This is a genomic window from Nocardiopsis valliformis DSM 45023 (genome assembly GCF_000340985.1).
GTDB lineage: Bacteria > Actinomycetota > Actinomycetes > Streptosporangiales > Streptosporangiaceae > Nocardiopsis > Nocardiopsis exhalans.
Genome location: NZ_ANAZ01000016.1, coordinates 19764 through 39451 on the forward strand (window position 1 = coordinate 19764; position 19688 = coordinate 39451).

A 19688-nucleotide genomic window follows, 5' to 3' on the forward strand; every position below is an offset into this window, starting at 1 on the left:
GGGGAGGGGCGTGCGCCGGACATCTGGTGTCCTGTGAGCTGTGCCACCAAACGCTAGTCGTGTGAAACAGAAATGCAATCGCTTACATTCACTCGTTGCATCTCCGTTACGAACGATGCACGGTAGGCGCCTAGCTGAACACGGATTGGAGATAAAGCTTCGCTGAACTGCCCGCTGGGTCTGCATGCCTGTCGGGTCTCGTTGGTTGGTATTGTGCAAGCGATTACATTCCCTCTTCACGCTCTCGGTGGCGGCGAAGCCCCGGCGATCCGCAGTACGGCCGCGCCGCTCCGACACCGATCACCGACGGGACCAAGGACCATGCGCTACGCACCCCCGGGAGCCTGCCTCAACGACTTCGCGGTCGTCGGAGGCCCGCCCTACGTCCTCCTGCACCTGCAGGCCCCCTGGACCGAGCATTCCGACGTCAGCCTGCTGGAGACCTCCTACGGTCGGGCGGTCTCCCACGACCTGGTGCGCTGGGAACCGCTCGGACCCGCCTTCGGCGTGGGCCCGTCCGGCGAGTTCGACGACACCAGCGTGTGGACGATGCACCCACTGCGCCACGGGGACGGTTGGGCGATGGCCTACACGGGGGTGCATGATGACGGACACCGTCGGCAGGCCGTGGGCCTGGCACGGACCCGAGCTGACGACGCCTCGGGATGGCGGCGCGTTCGCGGAGTGGTCGTGCGTCCGGACGAACGGTGGTACCGGACCGGCCATCAGGAGGCCTGGCGGGATCCGTGGATCGTCGAGCCGGAGGGCGGGCTCTTCGGGGCCCGCTACGCCATGCTCGTGTGTGCCAGGACCGCGCACGGCCCCGTCGAACGCTCCGGCTGCGTGGGGCTCGCCGTTTCCGACGATCTGCACCAGTGGACCGTGCGACCTCCGCTCCTCGTGCCCGGCGACGTCGACGAGCTGGAGTGCCCCATCCTCGAACGAGTCCCAGGAGGGTGGCTGCTGCTCGGCTCCATCGCTCCCTCCCACCACATCGAGGCGTGGCGGGCCGACAGTCTTGACGGGGAGTGGGAGCGGCTCGGGCCGCTCGCACCGCCCGGCCCCTACGCGCCCCGCCTCGTGGACGGCCCCGGCGGTGAGCGGCTGCTGCTGCATACCGTCCAGCGCCGGTACGGCCTGGCCGACGACGGTGCTCCGTGCCGGGGAATGCTCGCTCAACCCAAGGTTCTGGAGACTGACCAGGACGGTCGCCCCCGGCTCGGCTGGTGGCACGGCGTTGAGACCTACCTGTGCCCGCCCTCGGACCCGGGCGCCCCGGTGTGGGACGCGGTCGTGGACGTCACCGTGGGCGGTGAACCGGCGACGGTCGTGTTCCGGGGCGCGGAGTCGGGGTTCACCGTGGACGTGGCGTCAGACGGGTTGCGGGTGCGGTGCGGGCGGACCGGATCCGTCCAGGAGACGGAGCTGCGTCGCCCCGTCGGGAATCTGCGCGCACTGCTGTTCGGCGAGTACCTGGAACTGTACGCGGACGGGGTCTTCGTGGCCTGTGCCGTGTCCTACGGGCGCGATCCGGGTGCCTGCTGGGCCCGTGGCGCCGACCACCGAACCCTCCCGGTCCAGGTGAGGCGCGTACGGGATCCCTACGCGGACCGTGACGACGTTTCGGTCGCGCTGCGCTCCGACGAACCCGCTCCGGGGCCGCTTCATCGGTCTGCCCTGCCACCCGGCGCGACGCGGCCCCGGGCCGGGACGAGAGCGCACTAGGCTTCGTCTGGGCCGCCAGGTGCCGGTCAGAGGTGGTTGGTGCTGATCGAGGGGAAGAACAGTGGGAGCGAGCCTTGCAGATGTGGCGAACCGGGCCGGCGTCTCCACGGCGACGGTGTCACGCGCTCTTCGCGGTCTGCCCAGCGTCGCCGAGGGCACACGCCTGCGTATCGTGCGCATCGCGCGCGAACTGGACTACACCATCACACCGAGCGCCTCGCGCCTGGCGAGCGGGCGCACCCAGACGATCGCTGTGGTGGCGCCCTACGTAAACCGGTGGTTCTTCGGGCAGCTGATCGTGGGTATCGAAGAGGTTCTCAGGGCGAAGGGCTTCGATCTGTTGCTGTACAACCTCGCCGACGCGGTCAGCCGTGACCGCTTCTTCGAGGCGATGCCGCTGCGGCGCCGGGTTGACGGGGTGGCCGTGCTGAGCATGCCGCTGTCGGAGGAGCAGGCGGCCACCCTGTCCGGGCTCGGCGTGCCCCTGGGGCTGGTGGGAGCGGAGGTGGACGGCTTCGCGTGCGTACGCATCGACGACGTGGCGGGGGCCACCAGTGCCATGCGCCACCTGGTCATGCTGGGTCATCGCGACATCGCGCACATCTGCGGGGGCGGCCCGGTCGCGCACAGTTTCACCACTCCGCGCGACCGCTCCCGCGCCTACCGCGAGGTCCTGCACGAGGCGGGTATCGGCTACCGGCCCGAGTTGGAGGCGGTCGGGGACTACACCGTGGCGGGCGGTGAGCGCGCCATGAGCACCCTCCTCAGCGGCGCCACGCGTCCCACCGCCGTCTTCGCGCAGTCGGACGAGATGGCCTTCGGGGCGCTCCAGGCCATCCGTCGCAGCGGTCTGCGGGTTCCCGATGACATCTCGCTGGTCGGCTTCGACAACCACGAACTCGCCGACGTCCTGGAGTTGACGACCGTCGAGCAGCCCGTGGCCGAGCAGGGAAACCTCATCGCCCAGATCCTCGTCGACCTCCTGGAATCCGGTGGTGAGCCTCCACCGACCATGACGCTTCCCACCCGCCTGGTGGTCCGCGGCAGCACGCGCCCCGTTCAGGCGACCCCTCACCAGACGGTGAACGGAGGCCGGACCGGGTCCGACTGACCCCGTGCCAACTGAAGCCTGCGGCGCCGGGAGAGGCAACGCGAGGGGCTTGAACACACGCCTGCCCCGATCGGGAGGGTGTCCGCCTCGAGAGCTGAGACACCGGACCGCCCACTACTGCCGTGCGCCATGATGGTGTGGCCGCGCGGCAGGGGCCGCGCGCCGAACGGGGAGGACACTCGGCTGTGGGTATCTGGATCGTGGCGGCCGGAGCAGGCGTGCTCGCCCTCGGACTGTCGCCCTTCGCTTGGACCTACTTGGCCAGTACGGGTCGGCGCGGGAGCGTGGAGACCGTGCCCCACCGGCCCGTCGCGGTGGTGCTCGGCGCCGCCGCTTGGGCCGACGGCCCCTCCCCGCTGCTCGCACGCCGCCTCGACCTGGCTGTGCGGCTGATGGAGACCGGAAAGGTCGACCGCGTCCTGGTCTCCGGGGACAACCGGGAGGTCTCCCGCCGCGAGACCGACACCATGACCGACTACCTGGTGACCCGGGGCGTGCCTGCTGACCGGGTGACGGCGGACCCGTTCGGCTACCGCACCTGGGACACCTGTGTGCGGATCAAGGGGCTCTACGGGGTGGACGCGGCGACCATGGTCACGCAGTCCTTCCACCTTCCTCGCACCGTCTCCCTGGCCCGAGCCGCCGGGATCGACGCCGTGGGCGTGGGCGACCCCAGCCTCGGCGCCCGCCGCCGCTCCACCCTCATCGGTTACGCCCGGGAGGTCGGCGCGGCCGCCAAGGCGCTGAAGGACGCCGTCCTGCGCCCCGAACCCGCCCGCGGCGAGCTCACCGACAAGGACAGCTGAGGGCTCCTGAAGCCCTCCTGAAAGACCCCGTTCCCGCGTAACTCCGCAGTCGAGCCGCGAACAGGGGAGTTACGCGGCCCTCAGCCGCTACCCAGCACCCTCGGAGCTCACGAAAACCCACGCTGAGCAGGGGGTTCAGCATCCGCATCTCCGTTATTCGGTCGTGATGCGCGGTGTCGTGCCGCGCAACATTCCCCGGTCCACTCTGGCGGTCCGCGACACAGAGGGGAAACCGGAATGAAAACCCGGACCATCACCGACACAGCGGTGGACCTGCGCGAGGGGCGTGTCACCGCGACCGAGCTCGTCGAGGAGGGCCTCGCCAACGCCGACGCCCGTGACGGCGAGCTCGGTGTCTACATCACCCGCTTCGACGACTCCGCGAGGGAAGCCGCCCGCGCCGCTGACGAACGCATCGCCAGTGGAGCTCCGATCCGCCCGCTCGAAGGGATCCCCGTCGGGATCAAGGACAACATGGCTGCCAGGGGCGGGCCCACGACCGCGAACAGCCTCATCCTGGACCCCGCCTGGGGGGAGACCGCCGGTGACGCCGCCGTCGTCAGGCGAGTGAAGGAGGCCGGCGGTATCGTGACGGGCAAGGTCACGACGATGGAGTTCGCGGCCGGGATCCCGGACGCCGCCAAGCCCTTCCCGGTGCCGCGCAACGCCTGGGACAGCGACCGATGGGCTGGCGGCTCCAGTTCGGGCTCCGGCTCGGGGGTCGCCGCGGGCATGTTCCTCGGCGCGCTCGGCACCGACACGGCCGGAAGCATCCGTATGCCCGCCGCCTACAACGGCATTACCGGGCTCAAGCCCACGTTCGGCCGGGTCCCGAGGTCGGGCATCGTTCCGTTGGCCCACACCCTGGACCACATCGGTCCCATGGCGCGCAGCGCCGCGGACTGCGCTCTGCTCCTGTCCGTACTCGCTGGTGCCGACGCCTCTGACGGGTTCGCTTCGCGGGAGCCCGTTGACGACTACCCGGGTGCTCTCAACGGTGATCTCACCGGTGTGCGTATCGGCGTGGACGACCTGGACCGGTACGCCCTCCAGGGCATCGATCCCGCGCAGCCCGCGCTCTTCGCGAACGCCCTGCGCCAGCTCGAGGAGGCTGGTGCGACGATCGTCCCGGTAACGCTGCCGATGTACGAGGAAGCCTCCGTCATCGACCTCGTTGTGATGGCGAGCGAGGCGCTCACCTACCACCTGCCCGACCTCAAGGAACGGTGGGACGACTACAGCCAGGGGCTCCGAGTGAGCCTGGGAGCCGCCTCCGTGCTCAGCGCGGCCGACTACATTCAGGCCCAGCGGGTGCGCCGCGTCGTTCGGGAGCGGGTCGCCGCAGTCTTCCACGAAGTCGATCTCGTCATCACTCCGACCGGGCACCAAGGGGCACCAGCGCTCGCTGACTTCTCCGGGGCGGAACCGCTCAACGCCATGCGGTCCATCCACACGCTCTACTGGAACCCGGTCGGTGTGCCGACCCTTGCGGTGCCCATCGGCCTCTCCACCGAGCACACCCCGCTCTCCCTCACCATCGCGGGGCGCGCCTGGGAGGACGCGCTGGTGCTGCGCGCGGGCGACGCCCTCCAGCGGCGGACGGACTTCCATCTCCAGGAGCCCGGCCCGGTCCCGGCCGCCGCGTGAACGACGGCCGTAACGAGAACCACGACAGGAGACACCGATGAACCTTCAGGACCTGGCCACCGACCCGACGGAGCGGGAGGCGATCGTGGCGCTGCAACAGCAGTTCCTCGCCCTTGCCCAGCTGCTTCACGACGTTCCTGAGAAGAGGTACACCGAACCGGCTTTCGGGTTCGACGTCGCCCACTGATCCCACCGGTCCCGCTGAGCCGGGCGGCGGGCGGCCTACACCTCCGGTGGGGCCGTCCGCCGACGCGTCCGCGAGATACCGACGAAGTCCAGCCGCAGCTCGCGTTGGAAGTGGCACAGTGCCAGGCCGAACACCTCGCCCTCGCCGTTACGCAGCGTCTGCTCCAGCCACAGCACGGGTTCGCCCGCCTCGACATCCAGGAGCGGTGCGACGCTCCTGTCGGCACGGGACGCCTGCACGGCCACGTCAAAGGCGTCGAACCCGATGCCCGCGTGCTCCAGCAGCGCGTAGAGGTCGGAGTCGAACGCGGTCTCGTCCAACAGGGAGGCTTCCCCGGCGCGCAGGTAGTTGGTGACCACCCCGACCGGTTGATCACCCCGGACGAGCACGTAGTCGACGCACAGGCAGGGGTCACCCGTTTCCACCCCGTCGAGTTCCCGGGCCACGACGGGCCGTGCCGGGACCAGGCCCCAGAAAAGGACCCGGGGGCGGCCTGGGACGGCGCCCACGTGCTCGGCCAGGGGGGTTCGGGGCGGGGGGAGGTCGGTCGGCAGCTTGCGCTGGTCTCCGATGGCGAGGGTGCCCAGCCCCGGGCGCCGGAGGACCAGCCCTGCCTCCACCAGCCGTCTCAGCGCCTCGCGCACGGTGTCCCGGCTCGCGTCGTAGGTCCTCATCAGGAGGGGTTCGTTGGGCAGGCGGGCCCGGCCCTCATCGGCCCGAGACACCATCTCGAACCGGATCAGGTCCTGGAGCCGCCGCAGGGTCTTGTCCTGAGGGTCGTCCTCGTCCGATCGGGATCCCCACGCGTGCATAACCTGTGCCTTTCTGAGCCGCCTGAACAGCAATCTATCGGGCGTCGGGGCCCGGTGGCCTGCGCCGGGCCACCCCCGAGAGCCCACCGAAAGGTTCCCCCGGGGCCGGTGAGAAGCACGACCCCGCCGCCGATTCGCGCAGAACCCCTGAGCCGGGATAATCGGGCCTATGAACGCGACCACGGGAAACGAAGAAAACGACAACACGGAGAACGTGGAGAGCGCGGAGGCGGTGGACTGGGCCGCTCTGGCCCCCGACGGCGGCGAGCGCATCCCCGAGCTGCTCGCACAGGTCGCGGCCAGCGACAGCGCCCTGTCCGACCTCCACGACATCATCCACTTCCCCGCACCCGGTCACCGGGCCGCCCCCGAGGCCGTGGACCGCCTGGTCGACATCGCGATCGCCGAAGAGACCCCGCCCACCGACCGCTGGCGCCCGCTGAGCCTCCTCCTCGAGCTGGTCAGCGCGCACGCCGAGGACCGCTTCCCGCAAGCCAGGGACCTCGACCAGTGGCGCGACGAGGTGGCCTGGGCCGTCTCCAACGACGCGGAGAAGGTCCGCGCGCAGTATCGCACCTGGATGGAGGAGGCCCCCGACGAGCAGTACTTCCACCGGATGCGCAACCGGCTCGCCGTGCTGGAGGCCGACGACGGCGCCGAGCTCCTGCAGGCCGAGCTGGACACCTACGAGGCCGTCCTGGCCCGGGTCCCCGACCTGGTCACCCTGCTCAAGGGCGGCGCCAACCGGGGCGGCCTGGACCGCGCGGGGGAGTGGGTCAGCTACCTGCTGGGCTTCCTGCCCGCCGACGCCGAGCGCATCTCCTCCGAGATCACCGGTGCCTCGCAGATGCTGCTCGCCAAGGATCTGCGCCCCACACCCAAGGCCCCGACCTCGATGCGCGAGATGATGACCCAGGGCCTGGACAGCGGTGAGCCGCTGCCCGCGGAGCTGTTCGCGCTCGGTCTGGTCGCCGACCCCGCGGACGTCGACACCACCGTCGCCCTGACCCACCAGATGGCCAGTGGCAACCTCTACAACTCCTTCGCCGCCTCGGTGGCGCTGGTCCTGATCCACGGCGAGAACACCCCGCGCGAGGGGCTGCGCCGGATCGGCCGCGGCGGCGGGACCTCGGTGGGCTACGAGGGTCTGTTCAACGAGTCGTGGCCGCACTGCGGCAACCGCTCCCCGCAGGTCCTGGGCTTCCTGGCGCTGGGTCGCGCCGGGGACCGCGCCCGCCGGCTGCGCCTGGACATCCTGCCCGGTCTGATCAAGGGCGAGGACGAGTCGCGCGCCTTGGTCACCGGTGCGGCCCTGGAGATCGTCCTGGGCCCCCGCTCCAAGGGCTACACGGCGGAGGAGCACGCCCAGGCCGAGTACGAGGAGGAGACGCTGAAGGTCCTGTGGACCATCGCCGAACTCCCGGCCTCGGCGTGGGAGGACGAGGAGTTCACCGCGACCCTGCGCGCCTGGGCGCTGCCGGATGGCATGGAGGAGTTCTGCGCCCTGGTCGGCGTGGAGTCCGAGCCGGAGGCCGAGGAGGCTCCCGAGGCCCCCGCCCCGCAGCAGCCGCAGGCGCCCACCAGCCTGTTCGATCGCCTCTTCGGCGGGGGCCGCTGACCCCTACGGCTGAACCCCAGACGGACCAGCCACGGCGAAACCCGCTCCCGGAGCCCCGAACAGGCACGGGCGCGGGTTTCGCCGTCTGTTCAGCCCTTCGGGTCAGCGCGCCTCTTCTCCGGCGTGCGCGGCCAGGGCGTCGTCCACACCGCTCTCGTAGTCGCCTAGGAACCTGGGGTCGGGCTGGAATACCACGGTGCCCAGCGCCCGAACCGACGCCGGGACCTCGCGGGCCCACCCGTAGACGGTGGCGAAAGCGCGTTCGCTCATGCTGGAACCGCCCACCCCGACCGTGTCGATCCCCGCCGCCCGGCACAGGCGCACCGCGCGCGGCAGGTGGAACTCCTGGGTGAGGACCGTGGCCTCCTCCACCCCGAACACCTCCTTGGCGCGGGCGCACGAGTCCCACGTGGAGAACCCGGCGTGGTCACCGACCACCCGGTCCTCCGGGATACCCGCGTCCACCAGGTAGTCGCGCATGGTGTCGGTCTCGTTGTAGTGCTCGACCCCGTTGTCCCCGGTGACCAGCACCGCCTGGACGCTTCCGGCCTCGTACAGCTCCACCGCCAGGTCCAGGCGCTGGGCCAGCAGATAGCTGGGCAGGCCGTCCGGACGCACCCCCGCGCCCAGGACGATCGCCACCGGCCGGTCGGGCACCGTCTCGGCGGTGTGGCGCTGGTCGCCGGTGGAGGCCAGCATCCACACGAACGGCACACACGCCAGGATCAGGGCGGACACGGCCAGCAGGGCCAACAGACGGTGCCGTCGCGGCAGCGCCCCGGAGCTGCCCTCCGCGGCGTCGTTCTCGGGTACGCGGTCCTCGGATGCGGGGTCGACGTCGGGATTCTGGGATTCGGAGGTCGTCACATCAGGGGAGACGACCGGAACCCTGCCGGAGTTCCGAGCGATGCTCGGCACCGGTGTCCGGAACTCAAGCGTGCATACGGCGGAGCGCGGACATCGCGCTGTCCACGGCCTGCTCGTCGGTCAGCCCCGCGACCCGGTGGGCCTGGTCCCCGCCGTTGAAACCGAGCAGAACCGGCCGGCCGAACGCCTTGTACCCGTTGACCCAGTAGGACCACAGCCCCGGGTCCTCGGGGTCCGACCACTCGATGACGTCGGCGTCGGCCGCCCAGAACACCTCGGGGAACCAGAGCCAGAGTTTGTCGAGCAGGCCCATACCGAGGGTGTCGACGGCCGCCCGCTTCTCCTCGGGCAGCTCGGGGGTGAAGGTCACCGACCCGGACTTGAGTACCCCCAGCGGCAGCGTGACCACACAGTGGTCGCCGGGGACCTCCTCCCCGTCCCGCAGTCGGACCACGGTCCCCTCGGTGTCGTACCCGACCCCGGTCACGACCGCGCCGGTGCGCACGGGCAGACCGTCGCGGACCTGTTCCACCAGCCGGTCGTAGCCGTCGGGCAGGAGCAGGTCGCCGCCGCGTCCGCCCACGCCCTCCTCGTCGGCGGTGATGGACAGCTGGTGCGGTTCGGCCCCGTACTCCTGCGCGTAGACCATGTTGGCCGCCGAGCGCAGCGCGGGCGAGGGGTCCGGCGGCAGTACCGCGGAGATGGGGGCGGTGTCGGCGTCGGGCCGGTCGTCCATGTCCTTGGTGAGCCGTCCCAGCTCACGCAGCGCCGCCCGGTCCCGCCCGGCGGCGTTGTCGTAGTCGAACGGCAGCGCCCGGCCACCGGAGCGCCGCAGCACCTTGGTCATCTTGTTGCCCTTGTGCCCGTGGATCCAGGAGGCGCCGAGGTCGGCCGGCATACCGTCCACCCACGTGGTCCAGGCCCGGCCGCCGACCCGCTCCCGCGCCTCCAGCACGGTCACCCGCAGCCCCGCCTTCACGAGCTTGCGGGCACAGGCCAGCCCCGCGAACCCCGCCCCCACCACGGTGACGCTCTGCCCCTCCCGGGCGGTCTCCAGGATCTCCCGGGCGGCCCGGCGCCCGCTCAACAGGGCTCCGGCGGTGGTGGCGGGCGCCTGGGCCGAGGTCGCCTCCCCGGCGAAGTGCACCCGCCCGCCCACCGACTCGGCCAGGTGCGTGCGCACGTGGGCACCGAGCGGGTTCGGCGGCAGGTACGAGTACGAACCGAGGGCGAAGGGGTCCCGCGACCACGAGGTACGAAGGAAACGGCTGGGCTGGGGGAACATACGCGCGAAAAACCTTTCTTCCGGTGCGGCTGTCCAAGGTTAGAGTCTGCGCATGCCTGCACAGTCACACAATCCTGCACAGCCACACAGCTCTGCACAGTCTCAAAGTTCTGCACGGTCACACGATGACGAACTCTCCCCGCGGCTGCGCGCGATCGCCGACCTCATGCCCGGCGGCATGCGAGAAGGCGCAGGGATGCACGAGTACGACGGCCGGGCCGCCGACCTCTCCCCGAAGGGGGTGAGCGCCGCCCTGGCGAAGCTGGGCGGCCAACCCCTGGCCGACCCCCACGACGAGGCCCACCTCTCCGCCTTCGAGAACGCCCTCCGCTACGAGCTGGGCGAACTCCAGTGGCACCGCGCTAACCCGCTCTACCACGCCGGTGAGATGGACCTGTCCGGCTACGACCGCGAGTACGCGCCCGAAGCCGAGCGCGACGCCGCCCGCACCGCACACCTGCGGCTCTGGCCGAGTCTGGCCGACAACGCGACCGCCGCACTGGACTGCCTCTCGGCACCCATCGCGCAGTCTCTCCTTGGCGCGGTCCGGGGGCTGGCCGAAGGTATCCCGGACAGCGTCCCTGAGGACGTGCGCCGCGAGGCCCTGGCAGCCCACGCACGGCTGCTGGACCACGTCGAGCACGCCGCCGAACACGGCCCGGACAGCGCCGCGCTGGGCACCGAGGCGCTGAGCCGTCTGATGGGTACCGGCGAGGCCATGGAGGTGGACCTCGACGCCCTGGCCGCACGCGCCGACGCCGAACGCGACCGCTTGCGCGCCAAGCTCGCCGAGGCCACCGAGCGGCTGGCCCCGGGGCGCGACCCGATGGAGTTCAGCCGCGAACTCACCCGACAGCACCCCGACACCGACGGGGTCCTCGGCGCCGCCCGCACCTGGACGCGGATCGCCCTCGACTTCACCGAGGAACGTGGGCTGGCCCCCTACGGCGATGGCGAGTGCCGGGTGGACGTGCCCCCGCCCGCGCTGCGCTGGGCCACCGCGATGATGGCCTGGTCCGGGCCCTGGGAGCAGGACAACCCGTCCTTCTACTACATCACCCCGCCCGACTCGGAGCTGTCCGAGACGGAGGCCGCCGAGTGGCTGGAGCAGTTCAGCCACACGACCCTCCCGGCGGTCAGCGTCCACGAGGTCGCGCCCGGCCACTTCTCGCACGGGCGTGCCCTGCGCCGCGCCCCGAGCGAGGTCCGGCGGGCCCTGCACTCCATGACCTTCGCCGAGGGCTGGGCGCACTACGCCGAGGAGATGTGTCTGGAGGAGGGCTTCGGCGCGTACGCGGCCGAGCGGCTCGGGGACCCGGACTGGACCGCCGACCACTTCGAGATCGGCGTGTGGTTGGAGGCGCTCATCCGCGTCACCCGGCTGTCCGTGGCCATCGGCATGCACACCGGCACGATGACCGTGGAGGAGGCGGCGGCCCGCTTCAGCGAGGACACCCCGCTCCAGGGACCGGCGGCCCTCTCTGAGGCCCGGCGCGCCACGTTCGACCCCACCTACGGCCGCTACACCTGGGGAAAGCTGGAGATCATGGCGCTACGCGAACGCGCCAGGGAACAGTGGGGGAGTGAGTTCTCCCTGCCCCGCTTCCACCGCGCCCTCCTGGAGCTCGGCTCCCCGCCCCTGGGCCTGATCCCCGCCGCCCTGGACACCTGACCCCCGTCCGCGAAACACCAGGCGGCCCCTCTCCCGGGATGATCTTGCTACCAGAAGCCCGGAGCCACTGGAACCCAAGGCGCCGAACTTGCTTCTGGTAGCAAGATCACGGGGAATACGGGGGAGCCACCCCCATCAACGATCTAGGTGTGCTCAACCTCTGTGGTCAGCATGCCTGGATCCCCGGGGCCTGCTGGCCCGGCAGGCCCAGCTCGGTCAGGGCCGCGCGCACCCGGCCGCGGCCCTTCTCCAGAGCCCGCGCCGCCGTGGCCGCGTCCACCTCGGCCAGCAGCGACACCAGCGCCGTCCGGGTGTCGCCTTCGGCCCCCGTCAACGCCTCGGCACACGTCTGCTCGTCCAGGCCGGTGGCCTCCACCAGGATGGTCACCACTCGCCCGCGAAGCTTGCCGTTGGTGGCGTCCACACCCACCATCAGGTTCGAGTAGGTCCGCCCCATCCGCACCATCACCGCGGTCGAGAACGCGTTGAGCAGGAGCTTCTGCGCGGTGCCCGCCTTCATCCGGGTGGACCCGGCGATCACCTCGGCGCCCGTGGACACACCCACGTGCACGTCGGCGCCCCCGGCCAGCGGGGCGTCCGGGTTCGCGCTGATCAACACCGTGGCGGCCGACCGCTTACGGGCCGCCTCCAGCGCACCGCCCACGTAAGGGGTCCGCCCGCTGGCCGCCAGGCCGACCACCAGCGAACCGGGGGCCACTCCGGACGCGTCGATCCGACCGGACTCCCAGTCGTCCTCGATCCCCTCCACGGCGCGCACCAGCGCCTCGCCGCCGCCCGCGTGGTGGGCCACCACCCACTCCGCGGGAACTCCGTAGGTCGGCGGCAGTTCCGCGGCGTCCTGCGCGGCGATCCGCCCCGAGGTTCCCGCCCCGAAGTAGTGGATGGCCGCGCCCTTCTCCAGCGCCGCCACCCCCAGCTCCACCGCGCGGGCCAGCTCCGGCAGCACCGCGCCCACAGCCGCCGCGACGGTGGTGTCCTCGGCGTTGATCTGCCGCAGGATGTCCAGCGCCGGGATCATGTCGATGTCGTAGGTACCCGAGTTACGGGCCTCGGTGGGCGCCCGCACGATCACGGCGTCAGTGCTACCGGACCCGCTACCCGCTCCTCGGCCCGGCCCGCTGCCGGGCCCCCGTCCGTCCGGTCCCCGGTCCTGCGGGTTCTGTTCCGTGCCGCCCTGCACTGCGCTCTCCTGTTCGGTCCGCACCCGTGCTTGTCCTTCCATCCGGCCGCGCCGGGCCGCGCCCGGAAGGGCCGAACCACGGAACCGACGCGGGTAGCGGGTCAGTCGTCGTTTCCGGTGGTGCCGTCGTTGTCGGTGGCGGGTGAACCGCTCCGCCGACGTCTGCGGTCGTCGCTGAGCCGCAGCCCCCGCACCGCCTCGTAGGTGGTCTCCAAAGCGCTCATGCTGTCCGTGTACCGGATCTGCGCGAGCCCCACGAACAGGCAGTCCACCACCGTCAGCTGGGCCAGCCGGGAGGCCGTGGCACCCGAGCGGAACAGGGTCTCCCGCGCCGCCGTGGTGAGCACGTGGTCGGCGAAACCGATGGGGGACCGGGGGAAGTTGGTGATCGCCACCGTCCGCGCGCCCCTGCGGCCCGCCTCGGACAGCGCCTGCACGGTGTCGATGGTGGTGCCGCGGTGCGAGATCCCGATCGCCACGTCACCCTCCTCCAGCAGGGCCGCGCTGGTCAGCATCACGTGCGCGTCCGACCACGCGAACGACGTCAGCCCGATCCGGTGCAGCTTCTGCTGGAGGTCGGCGCCGACGAACGCGCTCGCGCCCACCCCGTACACGTCGATCCGCCGCGCGTTCGACATCGTGTCGATGACCGAGCGCAGGACCTCCACGTCCATGGCCGCACCGGTCTCCTCCACCGCGCGGGCGTCGGTGTAGGCGATCTTCTGGACGACGGTGATGAGGGTGTCGTCGGGGTTGATGTCGCTGGCCAGCTCCGCGGAGTCGGCACGCGCCCCCCGCGCCTGCCCGGCCTCGGTAGCCAGGGCCAGCCGCAGCTCGCGGTAGCCGCTGAAGTCGATGGTGCGGCAGAACCGGATGACGGTGGCCTCGGAGGTCGCACAGTCCTTGGCGAGTTGCGTGATGGAGGAGGCCGCGGCGCGTTCGGGGTCGTCCACGACCCGTTGGGCCACCCGCTGTTCGGCGGGGGCCAGGGAAGGGAGCAGTGACCTGATCCGGAGGACCGTCGTCGGGACCGGTGACGAGGAAACGTCACCCCGGTTCGCACGGTCACCAGACGACTTCGGAATTTGCGCCATGGAGGAAAGTTTCTTTCGGTCGTGGTGCTGAGTCAACGCACTGACGGGAAAAACCGGGAGATTCAAGGATTTCAAGGGACGGCCCGTGCGGCAAGTGGCCCTGTTCTGATTGCGTGATCCCAGCTCAGGCGGCACCCTGGGAGGGAGGCGACACGTCGGCACCCGAACACATCCGTGTCGGCCTCACAGGGGGGATGAATCCGTGTCGCTGCTCGACCCGCCGGGAACACGGGACGAGGCGACCGTCGAACTCGAACCCGCCGAACCCGCTCGGCTGGAACCCGCTTCCCAGGGACTCTACGTCAGTCTCTTGGGCCGCTTCGGGGTCCAGGTCGACGGTGTCTCGCTGAGCCTGCGTGGGGACCGCCGCCGCGCCCTCCTGGCCACCCTGTTACTCAACACCGGCCGGGTCGTGTCCACCGACGACCTCATCGCCCGCGTCTGGGACACCCCGGGCCAGGCCGCCCGGGGCACACTCCAGGTCCACATCGCCCGGGCCCGCGCCCTTTTCGAACAGCACCTGGGCGCCCCGCTCATCCAGGGCGCCGACGGCGGCTATCGGATCGACCTGGACCACCACCGCTCCGATCTCCTGCTCTTCCGCGCCCTGGCCGGCCGGGCGGACCTGGCCGCCGCCCGTGGGGAGACCGACACCCACGCCGACCTCCTCTCCCACGCCCTGCGCCTGTGGCGCGGCCCGGTCCTGGCCGACGTCGCCGCGCCGCTGCTGCACACACAGGACGTCCCGCGCCTGAACGAGGAGCTTCTGCGAGTGGCCGAACGGGGGTTCGACGCAGCCTTGGCCCGGGGCGAGCACGAACGCGTCGCCGCCAGCATCGGCCCCATCGCTGCAGACCACCCCGAACGCGAACCCCTCATCCGGGTCCAGATGATCGCCCTCTACCGGGCCGGACGCCAGAGCGAGGCCCTACGGGTCTACGCCAGGGCCCGCTCCGTGCTCGCCGAACGCTTGGGCGCCAACCCCGGCCGCGAACTCCAGGAGACCTTCCACGGAATCCTGCGCGGTGATCTCGACTCCAGGCTCGGTCTGCGCTCCCGAGCGGAGGGCGTCGTCTGGCCCGGGGCGGCCCTGCGGAGTGCCGCCCCGCCGGTGGCCCTCCGATCGACAACCCCGGAACCGGGAACCACCGATCCGGGAACCACCGGGTCAGGAACGGCTGTGCCCCGTCAGCGGGCCCACCCCGATACCAAGCCCTGCGCCGCCCGGCGCGGACCCGAACCCGCCACCGGGCCCGCCACCTGCCTCATCCCGGCCGAACTCCCCGCGGCCCCCCGCACCCTGGTCGGCCGCGCCGACACCCTGGCCGAGATCGACCGCCTCGTGGACCCCTGTTCCCCCGTGCCCGGCAGCGTCCTGGTCCGGGGCCCGGCCGGGGCGGGCAGCAGCGCCCTGGCCGTGCGCTGGGCGCACTCGGTGGCCACCCACTTCCCCGACGGCCAGCTCTACGTCAACCTGCGCGGCCCCGACGGTGGCCCCCTCCACCCCGCGGACGTCCTGGGCCGCCTCGTCCGCTCCCTGTCCGCGGGGACGGCCAACCCCAGAAACCCTGACTCCGCGGACCCGGACCGCGGTTTCACCGAACCCGACGAGGCCGCCGCCCGGGTGCGCTCCCTGATGGCGGGGCGCCGGGTGCTGCTCGTGCTCGACAACGCCGCCACCGCCCACCAGGTACGGCCCCTGCTCCCGGGTACCCCGGGGAGCTCGGCCGTGGTGGCCAGCCGTCACTGGCTGGCCGACCTGCTGATCCGGGACGGGCTGCGGGCCGTTCCGGTGGACGCTTTGCCGCAGGCACACGCGGTCGCCCTGTTGCGCTCCCTGCTGGGATCCGGCCGCTGCCCACCGCACGCGCTGCGGCGGATCGCGGAGCTGGCGGGTGGTCTTCCCTTGGCGCTGCGGATGGCGGTGGCCTGGTTGGACGCCCATCCGGAGCACCCCGCCGCGGAGCTGGTCCGGCTGGTGGAACGGGCGGACCCGGCGCACGGCGTCTCGCCCACGGCCCGGATGGCCGCCGTGCTGCGCGCCGGGCCCTTGGGGTCGGGCACGGCCGCGGGGAAGTACCGACCGGGCTCCGAACCCCGCTCCTGAGTCTTCGCGGTCGGTCTTACGGGCGGCTTTCAGGCAGAGAAAATTCTCGGCCCGGGAAAGCGGAGTCACAGCAGTCACATCAGCCACAACGGCGCTCACAAGGGGTTTTCGAAAAGTCCGGGTTCCGGCCAGCCCAATGGAGAGTTGTGAGATCGACCAGATCTGCCCCAGGGGGTGCTCAGCGGTCTCATGAGTCGCTAGTGTCAGCTCCATGACGCAGAACAACGATCCCAATCTCGACCCGGACCCGGCGGGAACCACGCAGCACTTCCGCCGGTTCGTCGACGACAACCCCGAGCCCGAGGAGGCTCCGCGCCGCCCGATCCTGCCGCTGGTGCTGGCGGGCGTCGGTGTCGTCCTGACCATCGGCATCATCATCGCCCTGGTCATGGCCTTCTCCTAAACCGGAGCAGGCCGCCCGGACCGCGCCCGTCAGGTTCGAAAGAGCCCGAGGGGCGAGGGCCGCGATGTGACGGGGCCGACCCCGGCCGGCCCCGAAACCGGTTCGCGACCACCTCACGCTCCTGCTAGAGTTAACTTCGTTGCCGCAGAGAGCCGCAGGGCTCACAGCGAAAACAGGCGTCATTAGCTCAGTTGGTTAGAGCAGCTGACTCTTAATCAGCGGGTCCGGGGTTCGAGTCCCTGATGACGCACAGCAGTACGACGGCCCCGGTCGGAGGACATCACGTCCACCGACCGGGGCCGTTCCCGTATGCCCGGGCTGCGCCCCGAGGGTGGGGTCTCCGAGGTGCGTCGGAGAACCCCGCCCGGAGTGCCACCCGAGAGTCCGGAGTGCCACCCGAGAGTGCTGCCCGGGCAGCTGTTTCCCCGCCTGAGCCCCGCTCATGCGGGCGTCCTGCATGGCGTGGCGCACATCGGGCCCTTCCTGGCTCGGAGGGCTCAAAAGTTCCGGTAGAGTTAACTCCGTTGCCGCAGAAAGCCGCAGGGCTCACAGCGAAAACAGGCGCCATTAGCTCAGTTGGTCAGAGCAGCTGACTCTTAATCAGCGGGTCCGGGGTTCGAGTCCCTGATGGCGCACAGCAGTACGACGGCCCCGGTCGGAGGACATCGCGTCCACCGACCGGGGCCGTTCCCGTTGCACTACCTGCCTTCGCCGCCCTCACCGCCCCCGCACGGCGCGGTATCCCCCCGAATCCCGTTGACACCGCGTACCAGCTGGTGAATTCTTTTCCTGCCCGCCACCCCCCGACCGGCGGGCCCCTTCACGAAGAATCCGGAGCTCCTCCATGTCCTCCCCCACCCCTGCCCTCCTTTCCCCTGCCCTGCGTAACACCTCCCTCGCCCTCCTCGCCGCCGGTGCGGCCGTGAGCCTCTCCGCCTGCGGCCTGGTCAACGCCTTCCTCGGGACCGGCAACGCCATGGACGTCGAGGTCGGGGACTGCTTCAACGAGGAGGAGATGTTCGCCGTTCCCGGCGGTGAGAACGAGGAGGTCAGCGACGTCCCGCTGATCGACTGCGCCGAGCCGCACAACGCCGAGTTCTTCTACGCCGAGGACCTTCCCGACGGAGACTTCCCGGGCGACACCTCTGTGAGGAGGTCGGCTGAGGAGATCTGTGAAGGAAGCGCCCTCGACGATTTCCTCGGTGAGAACGTCACCGAGTCCGACATCTTCATCGGCAGTCTCCAGCCGAACGTCGAGACCTGGGACCTTCTCGACGACCGCGAGATCCTCTGCTACGTCGTGGTCGACGGCGATCCGGTCACCGGCAGTCTCGGAGTTGCCAACCCCTGACCCGTTCGAACCGGCTTCGGCCCTGCCGGGGCCGGTTCGCGAACTGGGCGAAACCTTCTGCTGTCCGGACGCGTCTGGATAAGTAACGCCGATTCACTCTTCCGGGTCGGTGGGAGACCAACGATCCAGTGGAGCCGTCATGTTGTCCGAAGCGCGTCACCCCCTGCTCGGCCGTATCGCCCTGGCGACTGTGGCCGCCGGTGCCGCACTGTCCCTCTCGGCGTGCGGACTGCCCCTGCTTCCCCCCGCCTTCACCGACAGTGCTGAGGACCCCGGCCCCGCGGCCGAGCCCGCGGAGACCGAGGAGCCGGTTGAGACGGAGGAGCCCGAGCCCTTCGAGACCGAGGAGCCGGTCGAGGTGGAGCCCGAGGACCAGGACGTGATGATCCTGGCCGTCGGCGACTGCCTCAACGAGTGGACCACCGACTACGACGACACGGTCAGCAGCGTCCCCATCGTGGACTGCGACGAGCCGCACGACTTCGAGGTCTACTACGAGGGCGTGGTCGACGAGAGCGGTGCCTACCCGGGCGAGGACGAGCTCTCCGACATGGTCGACGAGGGCTGTATCGACGCCTTCGAGGACTTCGTCGGCTCCCCGTACCTGACCTCGGCCCTCGACCAGACCTCGCTGTGGCCCACCGAGGAGGGCTGGGAGATGGGCAGCCGCGACTACCTGTGCCTGGTCGGGCACATGGACGGCAGCCAGTCCACCGGCAGCCTGGAGGACTCGCAGCTGTAGCCGTCGCCGGTCGACCCGGCGGTAGCCCTCTGGAACGTGAACGGCCCGCGCCATCCGGTGGCGCGGGCCGTTTTGTCGTGGTCCCGCCAACGGGTGCTTACCGGCTGACCCCAGGGCCCGGCCTCACGGTCCGGCGCGGTTCCCGCTCCCCAGCGGGCCCACGAACACCTGCTCCAGGGGTTCGGTGACCTCTGGCGCGAGTGCGGTCGGGGCGTTGTCCGCGTGGGAGGTAAGCGGCTCCGCGGAGCGGGGGATCCCCGTGCACTCCTTGTCGCCGGGTACCTCGCCGTCGATCAGGTAGGCCGCCACGACCTCGTTCACACAGGGATAGCCGAGTTCCTCGGTGAACTGGTCAGGCATGAAGGCGAACCTGTGCCCGCCCTCGTCCACGACGGTGAGCAGCGGACTGTCCAGCCGTTCGGCGAGGGCTGGTCCGCCCGCGTAATGGGTGTTGGCGTCGAGGTCGGCGGCGATGACCAGGGCTTCGGGATAGCCATCCCGCACCAGTTCGACCGCGGGCTCGGTCGGCGGGTTCCGAGTGAAGGTGCACGCCTGCGGGGTGGCCCAGAGCGCCCCGGAGCTGTACGGGTGGTCGTCGCCGTACGCGCGGGCCTGTGCGTGGTACTGACTGATCCGGTCTGGCCACTCGGCTTGGTTGACGGGGTAGCCGGGGGAGGCTTCGCCTGCCGGGTCGGCGGCGGCGGGGAGGACCGCCGTCAGAGAGAGGGCCAGTCCGGTGGCGGTGGCCACCGAGGCCGTTCGGATGATGGTGCGTGCTCGGGGCACGGGGGTTCCCCTCCGTTCTGCGACCACCGGGATGGGGCGGGGGCTGGGGCCCGTTTCGGCAGGCGTGTGTAGTGGTGCCGTAACAGTACGAAGCGTCTCAAGAGCCACAACACCCACAAATGTCATGTGTGACTCAGGTGGCCGGATGCGGCCAGATGCCCTTGGGAACTATGGGTTGGTTTGTTGTCTTCTGTTCTTTTTGTGATGCCGATCGGGTCGCGCAAAAGACGCCGTTTGGTCACGAGGGTGGTGTGGGGCACACGGGTGGCGTTAC

Annotated in this window: 17 protein-coding genes and 2 tRNA genes; 13 read left to right on the forward strand and 6 right to left on the reverse strand. The window is 70.8% G+C overall.

The genetic code is table 11. The features are described 5' to 3' along the window. Nucleotides 1-321: 321 nt before the first annotated feature. The 5 genes from D457_RS0117325 (at nucleotide 322) to D457_RS36200 (ending at nucleotide 5476) form a co-directional block, all read left to right on the forward strand. On the forward strand, nucleotides 322-1725 hold the full coding sequence (locus D457_RS0117325; protein ID WP_017581942.1) for a glycoside hydrolase family protein: 1404 nt from the start codon (nucleotides 322-324) through the stop codon (nucleotides 1723-1725). An 82-nt stretch (nucleotides 1726-1807) separates the two neighbouring features. Further along, nucleotides 1808-2836, forward strand: coding sequence for a LacI family DNA-binding transcriptional regulator (locus tag D457_RS32720; RefSeq protein ID WP_017581943.1), 1029 nt, complete (start codon nucleotides 1808-1810; stop codon nucleotides 2834-2836). Between the two features lie 185 nt (nucleotides 2837-3021). After that, a complete protein-coding gene (locus D457_RS0117335) occupies nucleotides 3022-3642 on the forward strand; it encodes a SanA/YdcF family protein (protein ID WP_017581944.1) in 621 nt (206 codons plus the stop codon). Nucleotides 3643-3879: 237 nt separating this feature from the next. After that, complete coding sequence (locus D457_RS0117340; protein ID WP_017581945.1) at nucleotides 3880-5289, forward strand: amidase; 1410 nt, start codon at nucleotides 3880-3882, stop codon at nucleotides 5287-5289. 37 nt (nucleotides 5290-5326) lie between these two features. Next, entirely contained in the window at nucleotides 5327-5476 is a 150-nt protein-coding gene (locus tag D457_RS36200; protein WP_017581946.1) for a hypothetical protein, read from the forward strand. Nucleotides 5477-5511: 35 nt separating this feature from the next. On the opposite strand, the gene D457_RS0117350 is transcribed toward D457_RS36200, so the two are convergent. After that, nucleotides 5512-6288 (reverse strand): GntR family transcriptional regulator, encoded by a 777-nt coding sequence (locus tag D457_RS0117350; RefSeq protein ID WP_017581947.1) that lies wholly within the window; start codon nucleotides 6286-6288, stop codon nucleotides 5512-5514. A 169-nt stretch (nucleotides 6289-6457) separates the two neighbouring features. Here D457_RS0117350 and D457_RS0117355 point away from each other — a divergent pair, with 169 nt between their 5' ends. Next, nucleotides 6458-7906: a hypothetical protein gene (locus D457_RS0117355; protein ID WP_017581948.1), complete on the forward strand. Its 1449-nt coding sequence runs from the start codon at nucleotides 6458-6460 to the stop codon at nucleotides 7904-7906. Nucleotides 7907-8008: 102 nt separating this feature from the next. Here D457_RS0117355 and D457_RS32725 read toward each other — a convergent pair whose 3' ends face one another. Both D457_RS32725 and D457_RS0117365 read right to left on the reverse strand, forming a co-directional pair. Further along, entirely contained in the window at nucleotides 8009-8773 is a 765-nt protein-coding gene (locus D457_RS32725) for a SanA/YdcF family protein (protein ID WP_017581949.1), read from the reverse strand. 64 nt (nucleotides 8774-8837) lie between these two features. After that, complete coding sequence (locus tag D457_RS0117365) at nucleotides 8838-10058, reverse strand: flavin monoamine oxidase family protein (RefSeq protein WP_017581950.1); 1221 nt, start codon at nucleotides 10056-10058, stop codon at nucleotides 8838-8840. A gap of 166 nt (nucleotides 10059-10224) precedes the next feature. Between D457_RS0117365 and D457_RS0117370 the strand changes: the two genes are divergently transcribed. Beyond that, a complete protein-coding gene (locus D457_RS0117370) occupies nucleotides 10225-11730 on the forward strand; it encodes a DUF885 family protein (protein WP_051072956.1) in 1506 nt (501 codons plus the stop codon). A 166-nt stretch (nucleotides 11731-11896) separates the two neighbouring features. Here the strand turns inward: D457_RS0117370 and D457_RS0117375 are convergent, their stop codons facing one another. Both D457_RS0117375 and D457_RS0117380 read right to left on the reverse strand, forming a co-directional pair. Beyond that, a complete protein-coding gene (locus D457_RS0117375; RefSeq protein WP_039831388.1) occupies nucleotides 11897-12955 on the reverse strand; it encodes an N-acetylmuramic acid 6-phosphate etherase in 1059 nt (352 codons plus the stop codon). A gap of 77 nt (nucleotides 12956-13032) precedes the next feature. Next, nucleotides 13033-14025, reverse strand: coding sequence for a MurR/RpiR family transcriptional regulator (locus D457_RS0117380; RefSeq protein WP_026116740.1), 993 nt, complete (start codon nucleotides 14023-14025; stop codon nucleotides 13033-13035). A 202-nt stretch (nucleotides 14026-14227) separates the two neighbouring features. On the opposite strand from D457_RS0117380, the gene D457_RS0117385 reads away from it, so the two are divergent. The 6 genes from D457_RS0117385 to D457_RS0117410 all read left to right on the forward strand — a co-directional run bounded on the left by D457_RS0117385 (nucleotide 14228) and on the right by D457_RS0117410 (nucleotide 18628). Next, nucleotides 14228-16132 carry an AfsR/SARP family transcriptional regulator gene (locus tag D457_RS0117385; protein WP_017581954.1) on the forward strand — a complete coding sequence of 635 codons (1905 nt, stop codon included), beginning with the start codon at nucleotides 14228-14230 and terminating at the stop codon, nucleotides 16130-16132. A gap of 211 nt (nucleotides 16133-16343) precedes the next feature. Continuing rightward, entirely contained in the window at nucleotides 16344-16535 is a 192-nt protein-coding gene (locus D457_RS0117390; protein WP_017581955.1) for a hypothetical protein, read from the forward strand. A gap of 176 nt (nucleotides 16536-16711) precedes the next feature. After that, nucleotides 16712-16785 (forward strand) — tRNA-Lys (locus tag D457_RS0117395). A gap of 311 nt (nucleotides 16786-17096) precedes the next feature. After that, nucleotides 17097-17170: transfer RNA gene (locus D457_RS0117400), tRNA-Lys, on the forward strand. Between the two features lie 209 nt (nucleotides 17171-17379). Next, complete coding sequence (locus D457_RS0117405) at nucleotides 17380-17886, forward strand: septum formation family protein (protein ID WP_017581956.1); 507 nt, start codon at nucleotides 17380-17382, stop codon at nucleotides 17884-17886. 139 nt (nucleotides 17887-18025) lie between these two features. Continuing rightward, complete coding sequence (locus tag D457_RS0117410; RefSeq protein ID WP_017581957.1) at nucleotides 18026-18628, forward strand: septum formation family protein; 603 nt, start codon at nucleotides 18026-18028, stop codon at nucleotides 18626-18628. Nucleotides 18629-18751: 123 nt separating this feature from the next. On the opposite strand, the gene D457_RS0117415 is transcribed toward D457_RS0117410, so the two are convergent. Then, nucleotides 18752-19414, reverse strand: a complete 663-nt coding sequence (locus tag D457_RS0117415) for an alpha/beta hydrolase (RefSeq protein WP_017581958.1) — start codon at nucleotides 19412-19414, stop codon at nucleotides 18752-18754. Between the last annotated feature and the right edge of the window lie 274 nt (nucleotides 19415-19688).